Raw genomic sequence first — 24991 nt, forward strand, 5'->3', positions numbered from 1 at the left:
GTGCGCCATTTCACGGGGGCAAGCGTATTTTTCCGCTCACCCACAAAAAAAGACGACCCCCTCACAAGGGTCGCCTTTGGTTTAACAGCGACTATCGCTTACTCCGACAGTTTGTACGCAATCACATAGTCACCTTGTTTGGTGCCCAGCGAACCGTGACCGCCGGCGACGACGAGCACGTATTGCTTGCCGTCCTTGCCGGTGTAGGTCATCGGCGTGGTTTGCGCGCCCGCCGGCAGGCGGCCTTCCCATAACTGCTTGCCGTTTTTCACGTCATAGGCGCGCAGGTACTGGTCAAGGGTGCCACTCAGGAAGCCCACGCCACCGGCGGTGGTGAAGGTGCCGCCCAGGCTGGGCACGCCCATGCTCAGTGGGATCGGAACCGGCGAGCTGTCGCGCACGGTGCCGTTTTTGTGTTTCCAGAGGGTTTTGGCGGTGGTCAGGTCGACCGCCGCCACGTAACCCCATGCTGGCGCCTGGCAAGGCAGGCCCATTGGCGACAGCAGTGCTTCGAGGACCACGCCATACGGCGCGCCTTTATTGGGCTGCACGCCTTGGGTTTCGCTTTTACGCGGGCCTTGGGCGGCGATTTCCGCCGCGGGGATCAGTTTCGATTTGAACGCCATGTAGCTCGGGTTCATGAAAGCAATCTGGCGCACCGGGTCAACCGAGATACCACCCCAGTCAAACACACCGAAGTTACCTGGATAAACAATCGAACCTTGCAGCGACGGCGGTGTGAACGGACCGTCGTAGCGCATGGATTTGAAATCGATCCGGCAGATCAGTTGGTCGAACGGGGTCACGCCCCACATATCGCGCTCTTGCAGCGGCGGCGGCATCAGGTTCAGGTCGGATTTCGGTTGGGTGGGCGAGGTGTGATCACCGGCGACAGCGCCTTGCGGCACCGGCACTTCGTTGATCGGCACGATGGCCTTGCCGGTGCTGCGGTCCAGGACGTAAATGCTGCCCTGCTTGGTGGACGCCAGTACCGCCGGTTTCACACCCTCCGCAGTTTTCAGGTCCATCAGGGTTGGCTGGCCGCCGACGTCCATGTCCCACAGGTCGTGGTGGGTGAACTGGTAGTGCCAGCGCACTTTACCGGTGGCGATGTCCAGCGCGGTCAGGCCGGCGGAGTACAGTTCCGACTCAGGGGTACGCGCGCCACCGAACTGGTCCGGGGTCTGGTTGCCCATCGGCAGGTAGAGCATGCCGAGTTTTTCGTCGACCGCGAACATGGACCACATGTTCGGCGAGTTGCGGGTGTAGACCTTGCCATCGGCAATAGGCGTCGTATCGTCCGGCTTGCCGCTGTCCCAGTTCCACACCAGTTTGCCGGTGTGCACGTCGAACGCGCGGATAACGCCGCTAGGCTCGTCGGTGGAGACGTTGTCGGTGACGTGGCCGCCAATCACTACCAGGTCTTTAGTCACGGCCGGTGGCGAAGTGGAATAGTAACCGCCGGCATTGAAGCCGCCGATGTTGGCGCTCAGGTCGATCTGACCTTTGTCGCCAAAGTCTTCGCACATTTTGCCGGTGTCGGCGTTCAGGGCAATCAGACGGGTGTCGGCGGTCGGCAGGAGGATCCGGCGCGGGCAGGCGCTGGCGACGGGCGCGCTGGCGCTGCCGGTCGGGCTCTGTGCGGACGCGTAAGCAGCATCATCGTGATACGCCACGCCACGGCAGGTCATGTGCGCCCAACCCTTGAAGTTCGCCGCGTTTTGCGTGGAGAGCTTCGGATCGAAACGCCAGAGTTCCTTGCCGGTGTCCGGGTCCAGTGCGATCACCTTGCTGTGCGGCGTGCACACGTAAAGCATGCCGTTGACTTTCAGCGGGGTGTTTTCGGCCGTGGTTTCGCCTGGGTCGTTCGGCCCGGGCAGGTCGCCGGTGCGATAGGTCCACGCCGGAACGAGTTTGTTCACGTTCTGCGGGGTGATCTGCGCCAGTGGCGAGTAACGATCGCCGTGGGCACTGCGGCCATAGGAGTTCCAGTCACCGTCGGGCATGGCCGGTGCGGTGTTGGTCATGCCCGGCACGCTGTCGCGGTCCAGTTGGCCTTTGATTTCACCGGGGTTGGTGAACTGGCTGGCGAGTGCCGCAGCGCCCGCCAGTACCACGGCGACGCTCAGAGCGGCGGTGCCCATCGGTGCAGCGCCTTCGCGCAGCAGCGGACGGCGCAACCACGGCAGCAACATGACGATGCCCAGCGCAAACAACAGCGCCAGACGCGGCACCAGTTGCCACCAATCGAGGCCGACTTCCCACAAGGCCCACACGGTGCTGGCAAACAGCACCAGCGCGTAGAGGCCCAGGGCGGCGCGGCGGGCAACCATCAGTAGCACGCCGGTCAGCGCCAGACCGATACCGGCCAGCAGGTAATACAGCGAGCCGCCGAGCATGCTCAGCTTGATCCCCCCGGCCAGCATGGCCAGGCCCATTAGCAGAAGCAGAATGCCGAGCAGGGTCGGCAATAGACGGCTTCGACCCAAAGCACCATCAGTGCTCATAGTGTGGTTCTCCGTGACGTTTCAGGTAGTCCCGCGCAAGTTCACTGTAGATGACGAACCGGCGCAGGCATGGTTCAGGTTAAAAAATGAGCGGTTGATGCAATCCCGCTCAATGGGCAATGCAATCCTGTAGGAGCGAGCTCGCTCGCGAAAAACCTGAGAGCGCCTCGGGGGTGTCAGACTCACAGCGTTATCGTTGACGATTTTCGTGAGCGAGCTCGCTCCTACAGGGGGTGTCGTTAGTTAGAAGGACGACTGGATTTTGATCCCTCCAATCAGTGCGTCATCGACCTCGTTCACGCCACCGGGGTGGCGGATGTATTGCAGGTTGGGGCGCACGGTCAGCCAGTTCGTGACGTGCACGCCGTAATAGAGTTCGCCGCTGTATTCGGTGTCTTGGGGTGGCAGGAACGACGGATCGTCGTAGTCGAAAACGGCGTGGGCCTGGTTGGTCGCCTCGGCATTTTTACGATAGGCCGGGTTGACGTGGACCCGGGCGAGGGCAAAACCGATGTCGTCTTTGGCGCGGGCATCGAACAGGCCTTTGTAGACGACGCCTGCCTGGACGTAGTTGTCGATGGCGTTGGTCTTTTTGTCGTGCATCGTGCCGTTGGCGAACACACTCAAGCCGCGAGCGTTGTCGCTGGAACGGCTAGTGATCTGCTGTTGAATACCAAGCCACACGCCGTGCTTGCTCGACGCGCTGCGGTAAGCCTCGCCGGTCAGGGCGGCGGGCTGGCCATTGCTGTCCTTGTAGACATCAGTGGCATTGGCGCTGCTGTAGTAATAACCGGCGCGGTACTCGCCCGGCAGGCCATTGAGCTTGGGCGACCACACCAGCTCCACCGGCAGGACCGCGCCCTGAGTGCCGCTGCCGCTGAGCTTGAAGCCGTTGCCGCGATCCAGGTTGGACGGGTTTTGCTCATAGGCGCCGACCTGTGCATACAGCTGCGGCGTCAGGTGATATTTGACCCTCATCGCCCACTGGCTGACCGGCCAGTTGTACCAGATATCCCCCGCCCAATTACCGACCTGAGAGCCGCAGAACGCCAGGTTCTGGAAGTCGCAGGGGAAACTGTTGAAGTCTTCGCCTTCGCCGAATCGGCCGACTTTGATGTCGAGAGTCTGATCGACGAATGTCTGCTGATACCACATCTGCGTCAGGCGCCAGGTCTGGCCGCGGCCCCAGACTTCCTGAGCCGAGGTGAAACCGCCAACGCGCGGGTCGTTGATCCGGTCGTTGCTGATGTTGTTGCCGTTGCGCTCGGTGATGGTCAGCTGAAATTCAGCGCCGTCCCAGCCGAGGATTTTCTGCAAGTCCAGGTGCGTGCCAAGGCCGAACTGATCGCTGTAACGCGCGGTGCGGTCATGGTCGTAGCCGCCGTGCAGATTGCTGCCCATTTCACCGGTGTAATCGACTTTGAAGTCGTAGCCTTTGTCCGAAAGTTCGCTGCGGGTACCGTTCCAGTCGCCGAGCATCCACGGTGATTCACTGTCAAAGGCCGGGGCCGCCTGGGTGCAGGTGGCGAGGCCAAACGCGGTAAATCCGCCGATCAGGTTCAGGGCTTTGCGGCTGGCAATCGAGGTGAAGACAGCGCTGTCTCGTGAGGATTGAAAGTAAGGCATAGAGAGGAAATTCTGGGTCTTTTTCTGGGGGATAAACTGAATGCAGCAGATTTGAAGCAGGCAGAAGAAACGTTTCAGCTTGGACGGGCGCAAGGATAATGTTCTGATACAAATAGAGAAAGCGCTTTTACTGACATGAATTCTTTCGGATTTGGTAATAGTCCCTTGTAGGAGCGAAGCTTGCTCGCGATGGTGTGTCAGTCAACACGCATCCAGCTGATCCACCATCGCGAGCAAGCTCGCTCCTACAGTTGAACGGTGTAGTTTTCAGGATTCACCTACATTTACCCGATAGCGCACAGAGCCCTTCCACCGGATCTTCCCCTCGGCTAAGGTGCGCGCCTTCCCATCCTTTCAACGCTCGAAGGCCCGGCATGACCGAACAGAACAACAACCCGCTGCACGGTGTGACGCTGGAGCAAATCCTCAACGTCCTGGTTGAACACTATGAATGGTCGGGGCTGGCCGAGCGCATTGATATCCGCTGCTTCAAGAGTGACCCGAGCATCAAGTCGAGCCTGACCTTTCTGCGCAAAACCCCATGGGCGCGGGAGAAGGTCGAACGCTTGTACGTGAAGCTGATGCGCACCAAGCGACCGCTCTGAACATGGTCACCCAAGCGGCACCAGGGTCTGTCGCGCGGCGTCGTTTAGTTGTCATGGGCGCGGTGCTGGGTTGGGCGGGGCTGACTATTCAGATGTACCTGGTTTTCTATTCGCGCTGGAGCCTTGAAGCCAGTTTGCTCGGTGGGCTGGTGAGCTTTTTCAGTTATTTCACGGTGCTGACGAACACGCTTGTGGCCACCGTGTTGACCTGTGAGTGGACGTTCCGCGAGTCGTCGGCGCGGCGCTGGTTTTTACGACCGTCAGTGAGCAGTGGCATTGCGGTGAGCATCGCCGTGGTCGGCCTGACTTACAACGTGTTGCTGCGCCATCTGTGGCATCCCGAGGGCTGGCAGTGGATAGCCGATGAGCTGATGCATGACGTCATGCCGCTGCTGTTTCTGGCTTACTGGTGGGTGGGTGTGCCGAAGGGCACGTTGCGCCTGCGACACATCCTGTTGTGGGTGATCTATCCGCTGGTGTATTTCGCTTACTCGCTGCTGCGCGGGCATCTATTGGCGGTTTATCCCTACCCGTTCGTTGATGTCGAGAAGCTGGGTTATCCACAGGTGTTTATCAATGCCGGGGGATTATTGGCGGGTTTTGTGCTGCTTGCGCTGGTGGTGATTGGGCTGGATCGGTGGCTTGGGCGTTGTGGCCGCAGTGTGGATGTGTAGTGTGTGAAATGTCGTCTTCGCGAGCAGGCTCGCTCCCACATTGGATCGGCATACACCGGCCCCTGTGGGAGCGAGCCTGCTCCGGGCGGCGTTCCGACGAAGAGGCCTGTGAGGTAATTACTCCTCGTCGCTTTGATCCAGCCGCCAGTAGCCGACGGTTTTGACAAACTGCTCGTTCAGCCCGTGCTCATCGAGCAGCACGCGACGGATCTGACGCGACACTTTGGTTTCGGTCGCCACCCATGCATACAGATTGCCGCTCGGCACTTGCAGTTGTTTGACGGTGGTCAGCAGGTTGTTCTTGCCCCCTTCGCGCAGTACCCAAATCACATTGATCTGCGCGGCGCTTTCCAGACGCTGCTGCTCGGCGCCGTTCTCCACTTCCACAATCACCAGTGCACGCCGGTTGGCCGCCAGGCCTTCCAGGCGTCGGGCGATGGCGGGCAGGGCGGTTTCATCGCCGATCAGCAAGTAGCTGTCGAAGATGTCCGGCACGATCATCGAACCGCGTGGCCCGGCGATGTGCAGGAACTGCCCTGGCTTGGCCTGTTCGGCCCATGTCGCGGCAGGGCCGTCGCCATGCAGCACGAAGTCGATGTCCAGTTCCAGCGTGTCCTGATCGTAACGGCGCGGTGTGTAATCGCGCATGGCCGGCATCGGGCCATTGTCCTTGCTACTCCCGAGCACCAGCGTTTCCAGTGCCGCGTGTTCTGCAGCGTTCTGCGGGAATAGCAGCTTCACGTGATCGTCCGTTCCAAGGCTGGTGAAGCCTGCCAACTCCGGGCCGCCCAACGTAATCCGGCGCATCCGCGGGGTCAGGTCGACCACGCGCAACACTTCCAGTCGACGGCGTTTGATCTCATGCAGGACGCGGTGAATGGTTTGGGTATCGACTGCAATCATTCGGCGTTCTCCTGTGCAGCCTGGACGGCAGGGCCGTCGACGATGGCTTTGGCGGTGTCATTGAGCAGGGTCGCGACGCGCAGGATTTCTTCCGGACTCCAGCGACCGTGATGCAGTTGCAGTGCGTGACGCAAGTTATGCACAGCCTCATGGACTTCAGGCGGACGATCGTGGCCACGCAATGAACGCTTGCTGACATCGATGCGCACCCGCACGCCGTCGAGGGCAATCGCTTGCTCGCTCAAGGACAGACGGCCGGCATCGGTCACGCTGTAGCGCTTTTTGCCACCTTCGGCGTCGCCCTGGATCATTTCGCTTTCTTCCAGAAAGGTCAGCGTTGGATAGATCACGCCGGGGCTTGGGCTGTAGGCGCCATCGAACATGCCTTCGATCTGGCGGATCAAGTCGTAGCCATGGCAGGGCTGTTCGGCGATCAGGGCCAGCAGCAGCAATTTCAGGTCGCCGGGGGCGAATACCCTTGGCCCGCGACCTCCACGTTCGCGGCCCGGGCGCTTTTCGAAGCCGTCACGGCCATCGCCGTGCTCGCGGTGGGGGGAATGATGGTCTCTCATTGTTCCTTCTCTCTGTCGTGTTTAGACATAACTTAAGATATATCTTATGCGTGGCGCAAATTTCTTTGACCAGTGGTCAGCCAGGCGTCCCCCCCCGATGGGGCAGGGCGAAAAGGATACTGAGTCTGTTGTTTAGAGTTATTGTACTAATATCCCTCTAAAGCTTAGTTGTAATCATTAACTGGATATAAGTAGTATCAGTCTGACAGAAGTTATAGTTGTATCTATCTGTGTGGTTTTTTTGCTAATACTGTATGTAGTACCGCTCTGACGGCAGAACGCTTGACTTGATGTTTTATTGGTTTTTTTCTTAATGCTCGTGGGCTGTTTAAGCTACATGCTCTTCGGAATCTTCGTACTTACTTTTTTAATGAATTGGTCGATTATGCCCCGGCGTCGAAAGTTGAGCCAAAACGCTATCACTCTGGTGGTTGTCGCGGTCTAAAAGACTTTTCACGAACCAATCCATCGAAAAAGACAGGTACTCAATAATGTTCAAGAAGTTTGCAATCGCTGTTCCGATGACCCTCCTGGCACTGAGTTCTTCGGTGGCGTTCGCTGCGGAACAAGCGCGCACGTCCATCAACATCAGCGCTAATATCCCAACTTTGGTATTCCACGCCCAGCCGGTGAATCCTGACTTCGGTAAAGATGAAAAAATGGTCTGGAACGTGCAGACTGGCTACATGAGCGAGCTGCGTGCGATTTACGATGTTCTGCACACTAACGGTTCGGTCAATGCTTATGTGGAAGGTGGTCCGCAACCCCTGTTCAACGGTGACTTCAGCAAAAATATCGCGCTGGCCTACACCTTCAACGGCGTAACCTTGACCGGTGCATCTCAAGAAGTGGTCGGCGATGCCGAATCCAACGGGGGCATGCGGGCAGAACTGGTGATTGCCGCTACCAAACGACCGATCGGCACTCAGACGGGTCTTTACACTGCCAATCCAGTCGTGGTCTTCGATGCCATTCCGCGCGTCCAGTAATACGGTTATGAATTAAGGCTTGTCCTTATTCTTCTACGCCTACCGGTCGATGGGTCATCACTGCCTGTCGATCGGGTTTTAACGCACTTATCTTCAGAGTATCCCGTTCATGTTCCCGATGACTCCCATCGCGACGGCGCTTGCCCTTTTTTTCTGTGCAACCACCCTGGCCGCGCCTATGGATAACGGCACTACACCGCGAGGTTTGTTAGCGCAGGCCAAAGGCTTGCCGAGCGAGTTCGAAGAGCACTTCTTTGATGTGCCGCTGGCGGTGCGCGTGGAACTTGACCAACAGTTTCTCGGTGAGGCGATGGTCGTTTTAACCCGCGACGATCGCATCACCTTAGTTGACTTCACTGATGTCAGCGACAGTACGATCAAGCCCAGCGAACGCGACACCTGGGCGAGTTATCTCAAGCAAGGTGTGGCGCTCGGCAGCTGCCAGGCCAAATGCCCGGAGCAACTGCTGGCGGTGCATTACAGCCTCGAAAATTCGCTGGTGTCGGTCCTTACTGAAAACGCCGAACGCGACGATGAGGCACCGCGTTATTACTCACTTCCCGAAGGCGGCAGCACCGGGTTGATCGTGCGTAACCAGCTGAACCTCAACGGTGGCCAAAACCAGGACCTCGGCGGGCGTTATGGCCTGGAAGCCAGCAGCAGCCTGGGTAACTGGACCCAAGCGATGAATCTGCAGCTGTCCCGGCTCGGCGGCATGGATGACAAGCTCTTTCACGCCGTCAATGAGCTTTATAGCCAGCGCGAACTGGAAGGCAATTTTTTGCGCCTGGGCTTATTCACACCGTCGTCGGAAGGGCTGACCCGGCAAGCGCGCACCTTTGGCACTGGCCCCGACACGGCGGTGGGTGTGATGTACGGCAGCTCCGACAGTCTGGCCATGAATAATCCGAAGCCGGCGGTTTATCCGATCTACGTCACCGCCAATCGCCAGGGCTCGGTGGAGATTTACCGCGACGGCTTGATGATCAACACCCAGGCTGTCCCCGCAGGGCTGCAGACCCTTGATACGCGTCCGTTGCCGGGCGGTATCTATGAAGTGGAAGTGCGCCTGATCGAAGACGGCCAGATTACTTCCAGCACTCAGGAACTGGTCTACAAACCGAGCAACTGGCACAACCATGACGAGCGCTGGCGCTACAACCTGTTCGCCGGCCGTGAGTCCAAAGTGTTGAGTAACTGGGATGATCAGGTCGATGGCGACATGACCGCCGGCGCCGCGCTCAACTTCCTCCTGCACCCGCGAGTGATCCTCGGCCTGACCGGGCGACAGGTTCGCGACGCCATGCAGTACGGCACCTCGGTCGACTGGACAATCGTCAACAATGCCAGCCTCTACGCCGCCGTCTACCAGACCGAGGACTATGGCACCGGCCTGGATGTGCAGGGCCTTTATTCCTATGGCAGTGGCAGCATTGTCGCCAGCCACAATCGCAGCTGGCTCGACACGACCCGACTCTACGACACCCTGCCGGATGGCACGCGGGTTCGACAGCCCAACGTGTTTGTCGGCCAGACCAGCAACTCGTCGTTGTCGGTGAATCAGCGACTCACCAGCAAAAGTTCGGTCAATGCCCGGGTGTCCCACAGTGAGGGCAATACCCAAGGCGTCGGCGTGGATCTGGGGTGGACCCAGCGCACCCAGCTGTTTGGCAGCGATGCCAACTGGCGGCTGTCGCTGTTCGACAGACCGGGAAGCATCAGTTCGGGAGACGACCGAAATCGAGGCATCGACTTGAGTGTCAACATTGCTCTGGGCGGCCCGGGTGAACAGATCTCCGGCAGCATTGGAACGCGCACCGCCCGTGAAGGCGGGCGTGACAACAACGCGTCGATCTCCTACCGCAAAGACCTTCAGGATCACGTCTTGCAAAGCGTCTCGGCCACGGCAATCACCGACACCTACGGTATCGGGTTGAATGCGATGGCGACGATGCAATCGGAGCTGGTCAATGGCGATGGATTTATCCAGCGCTCATCTTTCAACAACGACTTCACCGGTGGCCTGAACCTGGAAAGCACCGTCGCCGTCGGTGGGCAAAAGATGGTCATGACCAGCCAGTACCACCGCAACGGTGCCGGCATGATCATCGATGTGGAGTCGGACATCGAGGGCATCGCCCTGCGCGCCGACGACTTGAGCGGTGGCAGCGCGTTACTGCGGCCGGGGCGCAATTTTGTGCCGATTACCGCCTACAAAAGCAGCTCCGTCAGTTTCGACTTCGAGGGCAATCATGTGCCCGCCGCGACCATCCAGCCGGCCCGTTCCAGCTATCACCTGAACAAGGGTGGCGTGGAGTATCGCCAGGTGAAAGTGATGAGAACCGTCACCGTGCTCGGTCGCCTGATCGACCCTCAGGGCAACCCGCTTAAAGGCCACCACATCATCAACCACGCCAGTCGCGGCGTGAGTGAAGTGGACGGTTTCTTCTCGATGGAAATGAACGCCGGCTCACCGACCCTGGAAGTGCGTCACGACAACCAGTTGCTGTGCCAGTTCCGCCTCGACCCGAGCAGTGGGCGCACTGAAAACAATGTGCTGATGATCGGCGATTTGCGCTGCACGCCGGACACCTTGGCGGACGCGAGTTTTGCGGATCGGACAGCGGGTTGATGGCCCGGCAGAACGTGATTAATCAACGAGGTAAAGGACGATGAAACGCCTGTTGGCATTATTTGGTTTTTGTTTGTTCACCCAGACGGCACACGCCACACCCAGCATCAATATCGGCACGGTGTACGACTATCTGGACGGGGACAAAAGTACCTACCTGAAACGGGTATTCAATGGCGGCGACAGTACCGCATTTGTGAAGGTCACCATTCTCGAGATTATCTATGACGCCGACGGAAAGTCACAGGAAGTGCCGCTCAAGACGCAGGCCGATGGCAGCGCCCGCGATGGCTTGATGGCCAGCCCGGCCCGGCTGATCGTGCCGGCGAACGGTATGCAGGGCACGCGATTGCTGTTCATGGGCGAGCGCGACAAAGAACGTTATTTTCGCGTGCGTTTCGTCCCGGTAGTGCCCGTGAAGGAAGACGAGTTCGCCGTCTCCAGCGAAGAGCGTGAGGACTACAAGAAAACCCTCTCCGCCGGCGTCAACGTACTGGCCGGTTATGGTGCCGTATTTTTCGTGCGGCCCAAGCAGGCACGTTTTGATAGCGCGATCGAAGACGTTGCGGGCAGCTACCGGATTCGCAACAACGGCAACACCGTCGTGGTCATCGATGAGTTCCAGGACTGTTCGGTTAAAAACGAGCAGGACTGCCAGCCCACAACCAAACATCACATCCTGGGGGGGCGGACCTTTCAGTTCGAAAAGCAGGCCGGTCGCGAGTACCGCTTCACCCTGGTTGAAGGTGAAAGCAACAAAAAACTGGTCGTGAAAGGTTGATCCCGGGTGATGACTATGTTCAAAAAAATGACCCTCGTGCTCGTCTCGGTCATCGCCGTGTGGGCGTGCACGCAGGCGTTTGCCGCCAGGGAAGAGCATCGTTTCGATGTGTTCGTGACGATTCCGACCTTGGCGTTCTATGTGATTCCGACAGACCCCGACTGGATCCACCGCGAGCAGCAATTGCCGTGGAATCTGACGGCCTCGACCCTGGGCGGCTTGCGCAAGTATTTCGATGTGAAGAACGAAGCCGGATCGATCGAAGCGCGGCTTGAAGGCCGACCGTACCTGTCCAACGGCACTGCAGCCCATGACATTAATTTGCGGGTGCTGTTCAACGGCAAGCTGTTGAGCGAGCAGGAAAGCAGCGAAGTGGTTTCCCTGACCGACGCTGCCCCCGGCAAACGCGTGTTGCTGGAAATCGTTCCGATGCCGCCGGCCGATGGGGTTTACAAGCCCGGCAGCTATTTTGGCAACGTCAACATGATCTTCAACGCGGTCATGCCAGGGGCTTGAACCCGATTCTATGAGGCTAAAGGGATGAACTGTTTTCGGGTGTTCCTGCGATATGCGGGCGTGACTATTTTGTTTTCGGTGTGGCTGTCTTCGGCAGGTGCTGAAGAGGTGTCGATTCAGGCCTCGTTCAAGCCGGACTCGGCGAACCCGCAGCGCAATAAATTCAAAAACGATACGCCGCCAAGTGGTTACTGCGGCAGCCACCCAGAGCAATGTCAACAAAATGAAATGTTTAGCTTGCAGGTCCCGATTCAATTCAATTCCAGCAGGCCGATCATGGCCAACCATGGGGATCCACGTCAGGGAGCATTCATAAAGGTCCCGGCGCAGTGGAGAACGTTAACCGTTATTCACGAGGCCACGGGTGAACAGGAGAGCGTACAAGTCCGTGTCGCCGGTATTGGCTCCACCACCGAATCTGATGACGTGATCAGGCTGGTGGGTGGGGGCGATGACTATCGGCTTGCTTACAATCAACTGTGGGGCAGCAGTTGGGTCAACGCACCCGCTCCCTGCAGTTACAGCGGCGTGGGTTATTACGGTCAGACTTGGTATAGCTTTTTCTGGAAAACCCCGACAGAAGGTTCTTGCGTAAAACAGGCCAGGTTCAATGTGCCTTGGCTGCGCTACCAGTACCTGGATTTTGCCTATGAGCTGGTAACGCCCAACCCGTTGGGCATGTCCTCGGGAAAATACCTTGGACAGCTGACCTACACCCTCGGCCCTGGGGCAGATTTCGACATGGGCGACATCATGCTGCCCAGCAGTAATTCCCTGACATTGAATTTCGAGTTGGACGTGCTGCACACCCTCAAAGTCGATGTACCACCCGGTGGCAATCGCGTGGAACTGGTGCCCCAGGGCGGCTGGCAATCCTGGCTCACACAAGGGCGAAAACCGACACGGCTGTTCCGTGACCAGACCTTTAACATTTCCGCCAGTTCGCGTTTCAAGATGCTGCTGGAGTGCCAGTACGTCCAAGGCAATACCTGCTCGCTGAATGAACCGCAGCTAGGTCACTTTGTGCCACTGAACATCAGCGTGAGCCTGCCCGCCGGATTAACGGACGCAGGCGGCCAATCGGTCGATCGCCGGCCGCTACGACTTGATGGCAGCGGTACACAGTTGTTCCAGCCGGGGGTTTATGTGGATCGCAAACCGGGAACCCTGCATTTCGAAATTCCTGCGAGTGAAGTTGCAGAGATGATCAAGCCCGGACAGCAGCGGCAGTATTCGGGAAGCGTGACCGTCATCTGGGATTCGGAGGTTTAGTGGTTTTCGTAGAAGCGCTAATAAGGAATGAGGTTAAAGGGATGAAGCGGTTTCAGGCGTTTCGACGATGTGCATACTGCTGTGCAGGTGCGATGTTTTTTTTCTCGATGTGGCTGACATCGGCAGGGGCTGAAGAGGTGTCGATTCAGGCCTCGTTCAAGCCGGACTCGGCAAACCCGCAGCGCAATAAATTCAAAAACGATACGCCGCCGAGTGGTTATTGCGCCAGTTTTCCTCAGCAATGCATCGACAACGAAATGTTCAGTCTGAGAGTGCCGATCACGTTCGACTCCATTGGGCCGATTACTGCCAATCACCAGGATCCCCGTAAGGGGGCATTCATAAAGGTCCCGGCGCAGTGGAGAACGTTAACCGTTGTTCACGAGGCCACGGGTGAACAGGAGAACGTACAAGTCCGTATCGCCGGCATTGGCTCCACCACCGAATCTGATGACGTGATCAGTCTGGTGGGTGGGGGCGATGACTATCGGGTCGCTCATTCTCAACTGTGGGGTAGTAGTTGGGTCTACGCGCCCGCTCCCTGCAGTTACAGCGGCGTGGGTTATTACAATCCGACTTGGTATGCTTTTTTCTGGAAAACCCCTGCAGAGGGTGCTTGCGTAAAACAGGCCAGGTTCAATGTGCCTTGGCTGCGCTACCAGTACCTGGATTTTGCCTATGAGCTGGTAACACCCAACCCATTGGGCATGTCCTCGGGAAAGTACATTGGAACGATGAACTACACCCTCGGCCCTGGGGCAGATTTCGACATGGGCGACATCATGCTGCCCAGCAGTAATTCCCTGACATTAAATTTCGAGTTGGACGTGCTGCACACCCTCAAAGTCGATGTACCACCGGGCGGCAATCGCGTGGAACTGGTGCCCCAGGGCGGCTGGCAATCATGGCTGACTCAAGGGCGAAAACCGACACGGCTGTTCCGCGACCAAACCTTCACTATTTCCGCCAGTTCGCGTTTCAAGATGCAGCTGGAGTGTGAATACAGTCTGGACGGTCAGACCTGCGCGGTGAGAGAACCACTGACCGGTCATGTCGCGCCACTGAATGTCGGCGTGAGCCTGCCTCCCGGCTTGACGAACATCGCAGGACAACCCGTCAATCGCCAACCATTACTGCGTAACGGCGGTGTCGTGCAGATGTTTTTGCCGGGGCTCTATGTGGATGGCAAGCCAGGAACGCTGCATTTCGAAATCCCTGCGAGTGAAGTCGCCGAGATGATTCAGCCCGGACAGCAGCGGCAGTACTCAGGAAGAGTGACAGTGATTTGGGATTCAGAAGTGGGCTGAAGAAAAACGTCCTCGAAGGATAACGCCGATCAGTAGCAGCTGGCGAAGCCTGCGTTCGGCTGCGAAGCAGTCGTGAATTCAGACGCAGAGGTCTATCGGGTAGAACGCGTGCACTGGTTTCACGACTGCTTCGCAGCCGAACGCAGGCTTCGCCAGCTGCTACATAGTGTGTTGCGACAATTGACTGGGATTACCCTTGAAGGTGTCTTTTGCATCACCTTCAAGGGGCGGTTCTCGACTATTTACTGCCCGGCTTTTTGCAGCGCCTCCCGGGTCAGCCTTCTGCTCAATTGCTTTTCCTCGTAACCGATGTCGTTGAGCAAACTGTCATAGACCGCGTCGGTTATTGGTTCATCGGCGAGCGCAATGCTCTCCGGAACGCCAAGTTGCCTGCCGAGGTATTGCAGTCGTTGTTTGAGCGCCCGTCGTTGCACCAACGGCGATCCCTTGGAGTCGGCCCAGGCAAGCCGAGCGTCCCGCAGTTCGTCGAGCAGTTGGGTCTTGTGCTCATACTGTCGAGCGTTGCGCCGAAACTCCGTCGGGTAAGTGTCGCGCAAGTAGTTCTCCCAGAAGGACTGCTCGAGCATGTCGTTGACCAGTCCGTCGCCGGCCTCCATGGAAACGACCGTGTCATAGGCCAGATCGAGCGTGGCGGGGCTCACCCCAGCGATGCGTCGGAACAGCATCGTTTCGGATTGCCAAGGTAAACCGAGACGTTGAGTCAGGCCGGTTTCATAGGCCAGGTAAACTTCGACTTCATCGGGCGTCCCCGGTCTGCCGCCGAAATCGGCACGGGCGATGTCATCCACGCGTGTCAGGCGGGCGGCACCTTTTGCCAGCGTCACCAAGCGGATTTCAAGGTCCTCGCCCGACGTTGAAAAAGCATGGGCTTCAGAGGCGAGTACCTTGATCCCCATGTTGTTGAAGACCTGTGCGCCGGCATCGGCGCAAGTAGTTGGTGCTCTCGCCATCTCGAACAACTCTTTGCGCAGCTCGCTGTCCAGGTCGATGGCCTCGATCATGCGCCACACCCGTGCCGACAACTGTTTGCGCGCCTCGCCCCCTGCCAGGTAGTCGGCCGAGAGCGTCTGTTTTTGAATCAGCCGGAAGAACCCTTCACTACCGGGTTCGGCCATCAAGTCATGCCAGGCCTCATCCCGAAAGGTACCCAGTCCGTTCGCGCTGCTCCACCATTCCGTATCGTCAGACATCGGCCATTGATCCATCGCACGCTCGGCCGCAGCGGAATAGGGTTGGGTGGTACTCAGCCCCACCGATCTTCGGTAGCCTTCATAGGCGATACGGACTGAGTCCGAAAGGCCCCTTTCGTCAATCCGCGTGCGTGCAATGATGCGGGCATCATCAGAGCCCGGCGTCACTTTTGGTATGTGCTCAAGAGGGTTTTCCATCAAATCCAGAAAAAAGCCCCGTGGCCGGCGTTTCTTGAAAAGGCCCTCAGGCCAGGTGGTGGCGCCGGTGGTGCTCAGACTGAGGATTTTCAGTTTAGGCATGCGCTCGACGTTCGGCAGCATTCCTAGCTGTGGGTTGTCATCGAGTCTGAGCGTTTCCATGTGGGTCAGATTTCGCAGCTGCTCCACCGCCTCAGGTGTCAGTTTGATCCGATTGTTCATCAAACGCAGCGTTTGGAGTGCATGCATCCTGCCAATCCCTCCCGGTAGCTGTGTAAGTTGACAGTCCCTCGCACTCAGTTGAGAAATATGAGGAAAATCTTTCAACAGACCGTCGGCGTCAGCGGAAAAGCTCGTACGGTCCAGGTTCAGGGTGGTCACCTGGTCGAGGTAGTACTTGATGTCGGGCAGTTTTTTCCACCAGCGCTCCAGATCGTAACGGTTGAACTCTGTCGATAAGTCCAATGCATAACCCGCTTCAACGGAGGCAGCTCGCTCACCGAACACGGTCGGTTTTCTTTCGAAGCACTCGATCAGGCGCTTGGCAATGTGCTCTCCGCCATTGTCCAGGTACGAATTGGCGCCGGGCCCCCAGCCTTCAGGTTGCTGATAGCGCCATTTATTGAGCGTCTCCTTCAGGGTGTACAAATCGCGGTCAAGCTTGCGGATCTTCTGAAGCGCCTCGTCGTGCGAGCCACCCAGAGACCGGACAAACGTATTGATTTCCCGTTCGGATAAATGGGGATACAGATCTCGCACACTGTCTTCCAGGGTCGCCGGCGTCTTGGAGATCACGGGCCCACGAAGCAGGCTGACTGTTTGTGGGTCTGCCACCGGGCGAATCGGCGGTTCAAGCAATGCTGTGCGGCGCTCGGCGGGCGCCTCGGTCTTTGCCATCACCCATTGTTTGAACTGCCGGCCCTGGCCCGTCCGATAGCCCAGTTGAATGCGTTTTTGTGTCGGCAAGGCGTAGAGGACTGAGTCGTAGAAATCGTCGCCTTCATGCATGTGATGGTCAGTGCCATCGCGCACCTCGTATTTTGCATGTTCATTTCTGATCAACAGTCGGACGGTCGTTGCCTCGTCACTGCCAACGCTGCAACGCAACGGCCCGTCAAAGGTGCCGTCACGCACTTCGATGCGCAGATCGTTGAACGTGTCGGAGTGGACTCTAAGGGCGTTCAGCACCAGATTTTCGGTGTCAGGCGTCAGGAGGGCATCGTCATATAACCCTTCATAGGCGTGGTTGGCGCGCGCCTCGAATGCCGCCTCACGGGCCTGGAGTTTCAAGTCCAATGGCACGCGCTGTTCCTGGTTCATGCGCTCCAGATCCGCGCGGCTGGCATTGGCCAAGAGCTTTTGCGCTGCACTGCGGGGGAGTGTGGGAGCGCTCTGTACGAGCTGTTGAAGCTGTGGGTTATCTGACCGTTCACTGGCTTGGTACTGATAATTGAAAATATCCATTTTCTGGGTTTCTGCTTCATCAGCCAGCAGATTGCGCAGCGCTTGCAGCTGTTCACCTTTGGGGACTTGCCGGCCGAACAGATGCTTGAGTTCTTCCTCATCAAGAAAGACCACAAGGCTCTCAGGCAATTTGCCGCTCATGACGTGGGAGAGATCGGTGGACAGCGTCTGATCGGTGCTCGCGTCGGGGTTTCCATACTGGCGAAAGCTTCCGGTCTGGCTGGGATCGGCGTACACCTTCAGCGCCTTGTCGGCAGGCCAGCCCTCGAGCGAGGTCGGGAGGTTTACGAACCAGTAGGAGGACGGGGCAAGCGGCTGCCCGGTGCGGATTCGCTCGCCGGCCTGTGCGACCTCCTTCTGGATTTTGAAACGATTGAGACTGTCAGTCAGCAGCGGCGGTGGCGACGCATTGTCCATGTGCATCTTGCGCAGGGCATTGTCCTCGGTACCGCTGACTGTACGGACCTGTTCGAGATCGACGTCGCTGACGTCCGCCACGCTGTGCCCCAGACGCCGCATCAAGGTCGGACCTTCCCAATCGCGCGGGTTCTCGGCTTCGTGGGTCCAGGCACCCGAGCCATTGTGCTTCAGCTCCGGTCGATAGGCGTCGGAGCGACGTGGATGCTTGATGTGGTAGTTGCCCGTGATCGGGTCCTGTTGCACGGCGTAATGTCGGTTCTCCAGCGGCAGAATCTCCTGGCCTTCGTGGCGGTGCAGACCGTGTTCGTCGGGAAGGGAATCGACCGGTAACTGGAGCTTCGGCTGTTCGTAGGGTTTGAGGTCGGGGTGCCACAGGCGCTGCTGTCCATCGGGCAGTTGCACCGGTTTCATGCCTTCGATCAAGGGGGAGAGTTTCAAGCGAGCGAGTTTGCCGATCTCTGCGCCCGCGGCGAAGGCCGCCAACTGGATGATGTCGGTGACCACCCCCACGACATGCTCGGCGGCTTCGGCCCACTGCCCCTCGGCAAGGTCGACGATAGAGGTGATGACGTCGTTGGTGATCTGATACGCGGTGTACACCATCATCATTTCGCCCAGGCCGGGTACGAACGGGGTGACGATCATCAGGGCGACGTTGAAGATGTCCGAGACGATTTTCTTGAAATTGTCCCACCAGGCCCAGCGGGCATTGCTGTCCGTATCGGCGGTGGACACTGCAATGTGTTTGGCATCATTGAGAATCTTGTTCAGTTTTTGCTGGTAGAGATGGGTCCAGAAATCGCCCGTGATCAGGCTAAAGTCAAATCGCACCTTGGGATTGACCACGGGTTCCTCCCGCCACACCGGGCGTTGGTCCAACGCTTCTTTTTCATGCTGCGTGACCTCAAACAGGCGTTGCTGGAGTTCGGCGAAAAAGTGACCTCGCTGTGGCTGGGCGACGAACTGGCTGAAGTACTGGCGATAGGTCATTTGGGCCGACTCAATGAAGTCGTTGTCGCGCAATTGGCGAGTCAGCTCATTCATGAAGGCGTCGACTGTGGGATATTCTTTCAGCGGATGCTCGGGGTCCTGGGGAATGTAGGCGATCACCTGGGCAGCCGTGTTGGTTCGGTCCAGATTAGGTGTAATCAGCACGATGCCGGTCAGCGGCGTGTCCAGGAGGGACATCTCGCCAAATTGCACGAGCTTGCCTTTGTACCTGAGGTTGCGCTGGCCATCCAGCATGGCCAGCACCAGGTCGCGGGTGTCCTGCGTGATGTTGCCGGTCATTTGCGCCAGATGGGTCGCTGCTTTGAACGCGGCCTTCTGACTTTCAACCACGTTGTATTTCAACCAGGTCTTCGCAACGGCGTCGTCAGGCAGCAAAAAGCTTTCAAGGTATTCGGCATAACGCGCGCCAATGTCCAGTTCGCGACACAGGGTCTGGAACTGAGCGATGGACATTTTGCGCTTGATCGGCTTGATATCGAACAGCCCTCGCTCGTCGGGCTGACTGACGAAGTCGGACTCCGCTTCACCGGTTTCGGATCGGGCGAAGTTATGCAGCGCAGCGTCAAGCAGTGAAACCGTGCGGGTTACCACACCCTGGGAGATGTTGATTGCGTACCAGGGGCGTTCTTTGGGTAAGTAAAGTCGTAAGTAAGTTGTTCTGACATTGTCGTCAACGCCGTAGTGTTCTTTCAGTGCGGCGCTCAGCAACGGTTCGGCGAATGTATAAATATCCTGTAACTCATCAAGCATCTGATCGACGTTGTTTTGGGCTGCCCAGAGTTTCAGGTTGGCGTCTTGTAACAGGTTGTGATTGAAGTTTGAGGCCGTCACTACCCATTGCGTGGGGCCTTTTCGAGCGGCACTGAGTTCCTGGATTCTCTGCACTGAGGCTTTTTTGAATGTGTGAGGAATACGACTGTTGATGAAGTCGTAATGGCGGCCTTTATTGTCGGGTGTACGTCCTTGTAAATCAGACATCGTGGTAACAAGCCTTGAGTGATTATGGAAGTCACCAGCCTAACTTCCATCGCCCAAAGTAATAGTCTGAATTTCTGTGGTTAAACCGGTGTTCGTCAATACGAAGCACCGGAATTATCAATGCCGAAAACAATTAATTACTACCTTCGTTCATTCACTCCGTGCCACCTCGACAGGCAGGCACTGCGTATGACTCCCTGGTTGCAGATACGGCGTGAGAATCGGCGCCATGCCTTTGAGCACTTGCACCGGCAACGCCGAGGTGAACTTGAAGGCTTCGGCAGACTGGCCGGGAACGAACGCGGTCAACGTCCCGAAGTGATTTTTGCCGATGTAGAACACAAAGGTCGCGGTGCGGTTGATGGATTTGGAACTGAGAACCCGTCCGCCCGAACCGAAGGCTTCAATGCGGTTATCGCCTGTCCCGGTCTTGCCGCCCATGGCCAATGGTTTGCCATCGGGAGTGATGAAACTGCCGGAAACTCGTTTGGCGGTACCGGCGTCCACCACTTGCGACAAGGCTTCGCGCATGGCCGTGGCAACCTCGGAAGGCATCACCCGTTTGCCGACATTCGGGTTATTGATCAGTTTGGTTTCATACGGCGTATCCGCGGCGAAGTGCAGGGTATCAATGCGCAACGTTGGCATGCGAATACCGTCGTTGAGGATGGTACCGATCAGCTCCGCCAGCGCCGCCGGGCGGTCGCCGGAACTGCCGATGGCGGTGGCCAGTGACGGCACCAGGTGATCGAACGGGTAGCCGACTTTCTGCCAGCGCTGGTGAATGTCGAGGAACGCTTCGATCTCCAGCATGGTGCGGATGCGGCTGTCGCGGGCGCCCTTGTGACGGCTTTTAAACAGCCAGCTGTAGACTTCCTGGCGTTCGAACTGGCTGGCCTTGACGATCTGGCTCCACTTGGCATCCGGGTTGTTCAGCAGGTAACCCATCAGCCACAGGTCCAGCGGGTGGACCTTGGCGATGAAGCCCTGGTCCGGAAGGTCATAGGCGCCAGGGCCGTAACTTTCGTAGAGCCGTTGGAGGCGTTCATCGGTGAGTTTTTCGGTGAGCTTGGCGCCTTTGAGGTGCGAACGCACGAAGGTGTTGAAGCTTTCCTGACTGGCCTCTGGCAACAGATACCGGTGTACCGCGGCCATGCGAATGGGCGTCGGGTGCATGCTGTCGAGGAAGGTTTCGAGCCGCGCCTGGGTGTCTTTGTTCTTGTACTTTTTCCAGAACTTCAGCAGGAACGATGTGCCTTCACGGTCGGCGAACGAGGCGAGGTATTCCTGACGACGCGGATCACGGTCGTCTACCAGCAACTCGGCGCTGTTGTTGGGGCCGGAGTAGGTGGCGTAATGCACCAGGTCGCGCATCAGCCGAATGAACGGCAGGTTGATCGACTCACGTATTGCATCGCGCAGTGTCGGAATGCGGCCATTGTCTTCCTTGCGAAAGTTATGGAATACATGCAACCCGCCACCGGTAAAAAAGGCTTCGCCGGGGCTGGCGGAGTATTTGCGGTCCAGCGCAGCGCTCAGCATGGCCGGCAGGTTGCGATCCTTATTCTGGATCAGGTAATCGACGGCCCAGCGGCTGATATGGTCCTGTTCCGGCACGTTGACTTTCTTCAGTTCCGGGACGGTCATCCCGGCGTATTTATCGTGCAGCTCCGAGATGATCTGCAAGTAAGTGGTGAGCACGCGCATTTTTGCGGTTGAACCCAGTTCCAGCTTGCTGCCTTCGTTGATGTCGAACGGCTGGTCGGTGCTGTCGGTCTGTACCCGCACGCGCGAGCCGTCCGGTGTCAGTTCAAACAGCGTGAAGCTGTAGCGCACTTGGGAGGTGCTGGTCGGGGTGAGCAAGTGTTCGCCCATCAAACCGATCTGCGCGGCAAACGCCGGGTCGGCCAGATGCTTGAGGTATTCGGTGGCTTTGGTTTGCAGCTCACCTTGCAGGGTGCTGGTGGCCGAGAGGTCGAGGCGGTCGAGGTCATACAGCGGACGATTGAGCAAACCGCCCAGACGACTGCGCGCGACGCTGATGCCCTTGTTGGTTTCGATGGGCTGGATAGTCGGTTGAGTCTGCCAGTCACGGTAAGTCACCTTGCTGGCCAAGGCCGCCGCAGACAGCGATTCATCGATCACACCGTTCTGGGCGAGCAGGCGAATGTGGCTGTCGGTGAGGTCGACCAGTTCTTCGCGACCCTTGGTCAAGTAATGGGAAGGACGACGCTGGGCAATCATCAATGACAACATCTCACGCAGGGCCAGGCCTTTTTCCGACATGGTTTTTGGATCCGTCGCGGTGCTGGCCAGCGATTCGTTAGCCTGGTTGAAGTCGGCGCCATACCAGACGCGTAAACCTTCGGCCATGCCATGCACTTCACCGTGGCCCGGTACGGCGGACAGGGGCACGCTGTTAAGGTAGTCGCGAACCACGTTCTGCCGAGCCGCCAGCGTCTCCGGGCCGGCCTGATACGCCCGCACACTGGCGGATATCATCTGACGGATTTTTTCCCCGCCCGACACCGTCAAGCCATCGGGTGAGTGCCGGTACTTCTCAAGTTGCGTTGCCAGGGTACTGCCACCGGCAGATTGGCCAGGCATGTGCATCAGTTTGGCGACTTGGGACCATGCCGCCATGCCGAACCGCGGCCAGTCCACGGCGGGGTTGGCCTGGGGCTGCCGGGGATCGAGCAAGAAGCGGTTTTCGATGAACAGCAAGCTGTTGACCACTACCGGCGGGATGGCGGCAAAACTCGAATACAGCTGTTGAGGATATTTGAACTGGTACAGCGGCGCCGCACGGCAGTCGGTAATCGACAGTCCGGCCTGGATCTTCTCCGGGTAGGGCACGAAAAAGCCCCGGTCGGTGTAGTCCATCAGTTTTTGGGAAAAACGGGTTTGTGAGGCGATGACGTAGTCGCGTTTGATCAGGCGGGGCAGGAATTCATCCAGAGAACTGTAGCCCAGACGCAGGTCGAACGGGCCTGCCCCGGGATAGCGAATAGCATCGCTGGGGCCGGGTTTCAGGTCGTAACTCAGGGATGCGGCAAATTTGCTGACTTCCTGGGCCTGAAACTTCGAAGTGCGCATTTCCTTGGCGGCGGCCAGGCCCAGAACGATCAGGATAATCAGCAACAGCAGCCAAAACGCCTTCCACCCGTGCTTGATGCGACTGCGACGGGGTTTTTCGGGTAAAGGTGCTTCATCCACACGTTCAGTCGGGACCACAGTTTTACTCGAATCGGTTTGCCATAATGCGCCCATAGTCGACTGATCCATTCACGCAGATTGATCGGACTTGTCTGAAGCTTAGACGGTGGTTGGCATCGGTGAAAAAATTGTGAACACACAAATTTCACTTGTGGCGAGGGAGCTTGCTCCCGCTGGGCTGCGAAGCGGCCCCGCTCAATGCAATTGCGGTGTGTCGGATAAACCCCGCGTGCGCAGTTGCGACTGCTGCGCAGTCGAGCGGGAGCGAGCTCCCTCGCCACAGGTACGGAATGTCTGAAAGCGCTGCGCTAGAGCCATCACTGCGTAAATAAGGGAAATGACGATGCACCAGTGCTGTGCAATATTCCGCGCCGTTTTAGCAGCGAATAATCCTACAAAAGCCAGGTAATGCCCCTCCGTAAACCGGGCTTTTGCCGAGAGTTCTCGCTGAATGTTGTGGTTTTTAGAGTGAAAAGCCCTATAGGAAGCTTTTTATACTGCACGCCCCGCTGATTCTGCAGGATTTGCCCTGCAGGACGGTTCTGCCCATGAAGCAGGCCCGGTTTCGCAGAAGCAATGGCTTATCGGTCAGGGCTTCGATACTCGGTGGTCATCTCCAATAACAAGACGAGGATGTACCCCTATGCCAGTTGGCAATCACCTGCCCCACGGCGGGACCGCTCAGGGCGGCCCGCTTAAACGCGAACTCGGCGAACGGCATATTCGCTTGATGGCGCTCGGTGCCTGTATCGGCGTCGGTCTGTTCCTCGGTTCGGCCAAGGCCATCGAAATGGCCGGCCCGGCAATCATGCTGTCCTACATTATTGGCGGCCTGGCGATCCTGGTGATCATGCGCGCCCTCGGCGAAATGGCCGTGCACAACCCGGTCGCCGGTTCTTTCAGTCGCTACGCGCAAGACTATCTCGGCCCCTTGGCCGGCTTCCTGACTGGCTGGAACTATTGGTTCCTGTGGCTGGTGACCTGCGTTGCGGAAATCACCGCGGTGGCGGTGTACATGGGCGTCTGGTTCCCCGATGTGCCGCGCTGGATCTGGGCACTGTCGGCCCTGATCAGCATGGGCACCATCAACCTGATCGCGGTCAAAGCCTTCGGTGAGTTCGAGTTCTGGTTCGCCCTGATCAAGATCGTCACCATCATTGCGATGGTGATCGGCGGTGTCGGCGTAATAGCTTTCGGCTTCGGCAATGACGGTGTGGCGCTGGGGATTTCCAATCTCTGGGCGCACGGCGGCTTCATGCCCAACGGTATGCAAGGCGTGTTGATGTCCCTGCAAATGGTGATGTTCGCCTACCTCGGTGTCGAGATGATCGGCCTGACCGCCGGTGAAGCGAAGAACCCGCAGAAGACGATTCCGAGCGCGATCGGCTCGGTGTTCTGGCGGATTCTGCTGTTCTACGTCGGCGCGCTGTTCGTCATCCTGTCGATCTACCCATGGAACGAAATCGGCACTCAGGGCAGCCCGTTCGTGATGACCTTCGAGCGTCTGGGCATCAAGACCGCCGCCGGCATCATCAACTTCGTGGTGATCACCGCCGCGTTATCGTCCTGCAACGGCGGCATCTTCAGCACCGGGCGCATGCTCTACAGCCTGGCGCAGAATGGCCAGGCCCCGGCCGGTTTCGCCAAGACCTCGAGCAACGGTGTGCCCCGTCGCGCACTGTTGCTGTCGATCGGCGCGTTGCTGCTGGGTGTGCTGCTCAACTACCTGGTACCCGAGAAAGTCTTCGTCTGGGTGACCGCGATTGCGACCTTCGGCGCGATCTGGACCTGGGTGATGATCCTGCTGGCCCAGCTCAAGTTCCGCAAAGGCCTGAGTGCCAGCGAACGTGCCGGTCTGAAATACAAGATGTGGCTGTATCCCGTCAGTTCGTATCTGGCGCTGGCGTTCCTGGTGCTGGTGGTCGGTCTGATGGCGTACTTCCCGGACACCCGCGTGGCGCTTTATGTAGGCCCGGCGTTCCTGGTGCTGCTGACGGTGTTGTTCTATGTGTTCAAGTTGCAACCGACCAATGTGTCGCAAGGTGCAGTGCGTTCGGCTTTGTAAGGCGTAACGTTTGAAATGAAAAAGCCCCGGTCATTAGGTCGCAA

General features: G+C 58.1%; 15 protein-coding genes. 9 read left to right on the forward strand and 6 right to left on the reverse strand.

Annotation, left to right across the window (positions count from 1 at the left end):
* Window positions 1–98: 98 nt before the first annotated feature.
* Entirely contained in the window at window positions 99–2507 is a 2409-nt protein-coding gene (locus ACM6IR_RS24420; RefSeq protein ID WP_414910051.1) for a glucose/quinate/shikimate family membrane-bound PQQ-dependent dehydrogenase, read from the reverse strand.
* Window positions 2508–2750: 243 nt separating this feature from the next.
* Window positions 2751–4133 carry a carbohydrate porin gene (locus ACM6IR_RS24425; protein ID WP_414910052.1) on the reverse strand — a complete coding sequence of 461 codons (1383 nt, stop codon included), beginning with the start codon at window positions 4131–4133 and terminating at the stop codon, window positions 2751–2753.
* Window positions 4134–4507: 374 nt separating this feature from the next.
* Here ACM6IR_RS24425 and ACM6IR_RS24430 point away from each other — a divergent pair, with 374 nt between their 5' ends.
* Complete coding sequence (locus tag ACM6IR_RS24430; RefSeq protein WP_059406114.1) at window positions 4508–4738, forward strand: VF530 family DNA-binding protein; 231 nt, start codon at window positions 4508–4510, stop codon at window positions 4736–4738.
* Between the two features lie 2 nt (window positions 4739–4740).
* Complete coding sequence (locus ACM6IR_RS24435; RefSeq protein WP_414910053.1) at window positions 4741–5412, forward strand: Pr6Pr family membrane protein; 672 nt, start codon at window positions 4741–4743, stop codon at window positions 5410–5412.
* Between the two features lie 117 nt (window positions 5413–5529).
* On the opposite strand, the gene ACM6IR_RS24440 is transcribed toward ACM6IR_RS24435, so the two are convergent.
* Window positions 5530–6315, reverse strand: a complete 786-nt coding sequence (locus ACM6IR_RS24440) for a siderophore-interacting protein (RefSeq protein WP_414910054.1) — start codon at window positions 6313–6315, stop codon at window positions 5530–5532.
* Window positions 6312–6887, reverse strand: a complete 576-nt coding sequence (locus ACM6IR_RS24445; protein WP_414910055.1) for a PadR family transcriptional regulator — start codon at window positions 6885–6887, stop codon at window positions 6312–6314. Before ACM6IR_RS24445 ends, ACM6IR_RS24440 begins: the two co-directional genes overlap by 4 nt.
* A 491-nt stretch (window positions 6888–7378) precedes the next feature.
* Between ACM6IR_RS24445 and ACM6IR_RS24450 the strand changes: the two genes are divergently transcribed.
* The 6 genes from ACM6IR_RS24450 (at window position 7379) to ACM6IR_RS24475 (ending at window position 14384) form a co-directional block, all read left to right on the forward strand.
* Window positions 7379–7876, forward strand: a complete 498-nt coding sequence (locus ACM6IR_RS24450; RefSeq protein ID WP_414910056.1) for a CS1 type fimbrial major subunit — start codon at window positions 7379–7381, stop codon at window positions 7874–7876.
* A gap of 109 nt (window positions 7877–7985) precedes the next feature.
* On the forward strand, window positions 7986–10508 hold the full coding sequence (locus ACM6IR_RS24455; protein WP_414910057.1) for a CS1-pili formation C-terminal domain-containing protein: 2523 nt from the start codon (window positions 7986–7988) through the stop codon (window positions 10506–10508).
* A gap of 40 nt (window positions 10509–10548) precedes the next feature.
* Window positions 10549–11289, forward strand: a complete 741-nt coding sequence (locus ACM6IR_RS24460; RefSeq protein WP_414910058.1) for a molecular chaperone — start codon at window positions 10549–10551, stop codon at window positions 11287–11289.
* 15 nt (window positions 11290–11304) lie between these two features.
* On the forward strand, window positions 11305–11805 hold the full coding sequence (locus ACM6IR_RS24465; protein ID WP_414910172.1) for a CS1 type fimbrial major subunit: 501 nt from the start codon (window positions 11305–11307) through the stop codon (window positions 11803–11805).
* 24 nt (window positions 11806–11829) lie between these two features.
* Complete coding sequence (locus tag ACM6IR_RS24470; RefSeq protein WP_414910059.1) at window positions 11830–13077, forward strand: hypothetical protein; 1248 nt, start codon at window positions 11830–11832, stop codon at window positions 13075–13077.
* Between the two features lie 41 nt (window positions 13078–13118).
* On the forward strand, window positions 13119–14384 hold the full coding sequence (locus ACM6IR_RS24475) for a hypothetical protein (RefSeq protein ID WP_414910060.1): 1266 nt from the start codon (window positions 13119–13121) through the stop codon (window positions 14382–14384).
* A gap of 242 nt (window positions 14385–14626) precedes the next feature.
* Here ACM6IR_RS24475 and ACM6IR_RS24480 read toward each other — a convergent pair whose 3' ends face one another.
* Entirely contained in the window at window positions 14627–19666 is a 5040-nt protein-coding gene (locus ACM6IR_RS24480; RefSeq protein ID WP_414910061.1) for an NEL-type E3 ubiquitin ligase domain-containing protein, read from the reverse strand.
* 150 nt (window positions 19667–19816) lie between these two features.
* Window positions 19817–22936, reverse strand: a complete 3120-nt coding sequence (locus tag ACM6IR_RS24485; RefSeq protein WP_414910062.1) for a transglycosylase domain-containing protein — start codon at window positions 22934–22936, stop codon at window positions 19817–19819.
* A gap of 589 nt (window positions 22937–23525) precedes the next feature.
* On the opposite strand from ACM6IR_RS24485, the gene ACM6IR_RS24490 reads away from it, so the two are divergent.
* Window positions 23526–24947 (forward strand): amino acid permease, encoded by a 1422-nt coding sequence (locus ACM6IR_RS24490; protein WP_414910063.1) that lies wholly within the window; start codon window positions 23526–23528, stop codon window positions 24945–24947.
* Window positions 24948–24991: the final 44 nt, after the last annotated feature.

It is taken from the genome of Pseudomonas sp. IT-P253, assembly GCF_949768125.1.
Taxonomy (GTDB): Bacteria; Pseudomonadota; Gammaproteobacteria; order Pseudomonadales; family Pseudomonadaceae; genus Aquipseudomonas.

Excerpts from the sequence above, each read along its gene's own strand:
- ACM6IR_RS24460 (WP_414910058.1), top strand. The coding sequence starts at position 10,549 with ATGAAACGCCTGTTGGCATTATTTGGTTTTTGTTTGTTCACCCAGACG.
- ACM6IR_RS24480 (WP_414910061.1), bottom strand. The coding sequence starts at position 19,666 with ATGTCTGATTTACAAGGACGTACACCCGACAATAAAGGCCGCCATTAC.
- ACM6IR_RS24425 (WP_414910052.1), bottom strand. The coding sequence starts at position 4,133 with ATGCCTTACTTTCAATCCTCACGAGACAGCGCTGTCTTCACCTCGATT.
- ACM6IR_RS24435 (WP_414910053.1), top strand. The coding sequence starts at position 4,741 with ATGGTCACCCAAGCGGCACCAGGGTCTGTCGCGCGGCGTCGTTTAGTT.
- ACM6IR_RS24490 (WP_414910063.1), top strand. The coding sequence starts at position 23,526 with ATGCCAGTTGGCAATCACCTGCCCCACGGCGGGACCGCTCAGGGCGGC.
- ACM6IR_RS24445 (WP_414910055.1), bottom strand. The coding sequence starts at position 6,887 with ATGAGAGACCATCATTCCCCCCACCGCGAGCACGGCGATGGCCGTGAC.
- ACM6IR_RS24430 (WP_059406114.1), top strand. The coding sequence starts at position 4,508 with ATGACCGAACAGAACAACAACCCGCTGCACGGTGTGACGCTGGAGCAA.
- ACM6IR_RS24485 (WP_414910062.1), bottom strand. The coding sequence starts at position 22,936 with ATGGGCGCATTATGGCAAACCGATTCGAGTAAAACTGTGGTCCCGACT.
- ACM6IR_RS24450 (WP_414910056.1), top strand. The coding sequence starts at position 7,379 with ATGTTCAAGAAGTTTGCAATCGCTGTTCCGATGACCCTCCTGGCACTG.
- ACM6IR_RS24440 (WP_414910054.1), bottom strand. The coding sequence starts at position 6,315 with ATGATTGCAGTCGATACCCAAACCATTCACCGCGTCCTGCATGAGATC.
- ACM6IR_RS24470 (WP_414910059.1), top strand. The coding sequence starts at position 11,830 with ATGAACTGTTTTCGGGTGTTCCTGCGATATGCGGGCGTGACTATTTTG.
- ACM6IR_RS24420 (WP_414910051.1), bottom strand. The coding sequence starts at position 2,507 with ATGAGCACTGATGGTGCTTTGGGTCGAAGCCGTCTATTGCCGACCCTG.
- ACM6IR_RS24475 (WP_414910060.1), top strand. The coding sequence starts at position 13,119 with ATGAAGCGGTTTCAGGCGTTTCGACGATGTGCATACTGCTGTGCAGGT.
- ACM6IR_RS24465 (WP_414910172.1), top strand. The coding sequence starts at position 11,305 with ATGTTCAAAAAAATGACCCTCGTGCTCGTCTCGGTCATCGCCGTGTGG.
- ACM6IR_RS24455 (WP_414910057.1), top strand. The coding sequence starts at position 7,986 with ATGTTCCCGATGACTCCCATCGCGACGGCGCTTGCCCTTTTTTTCTGT.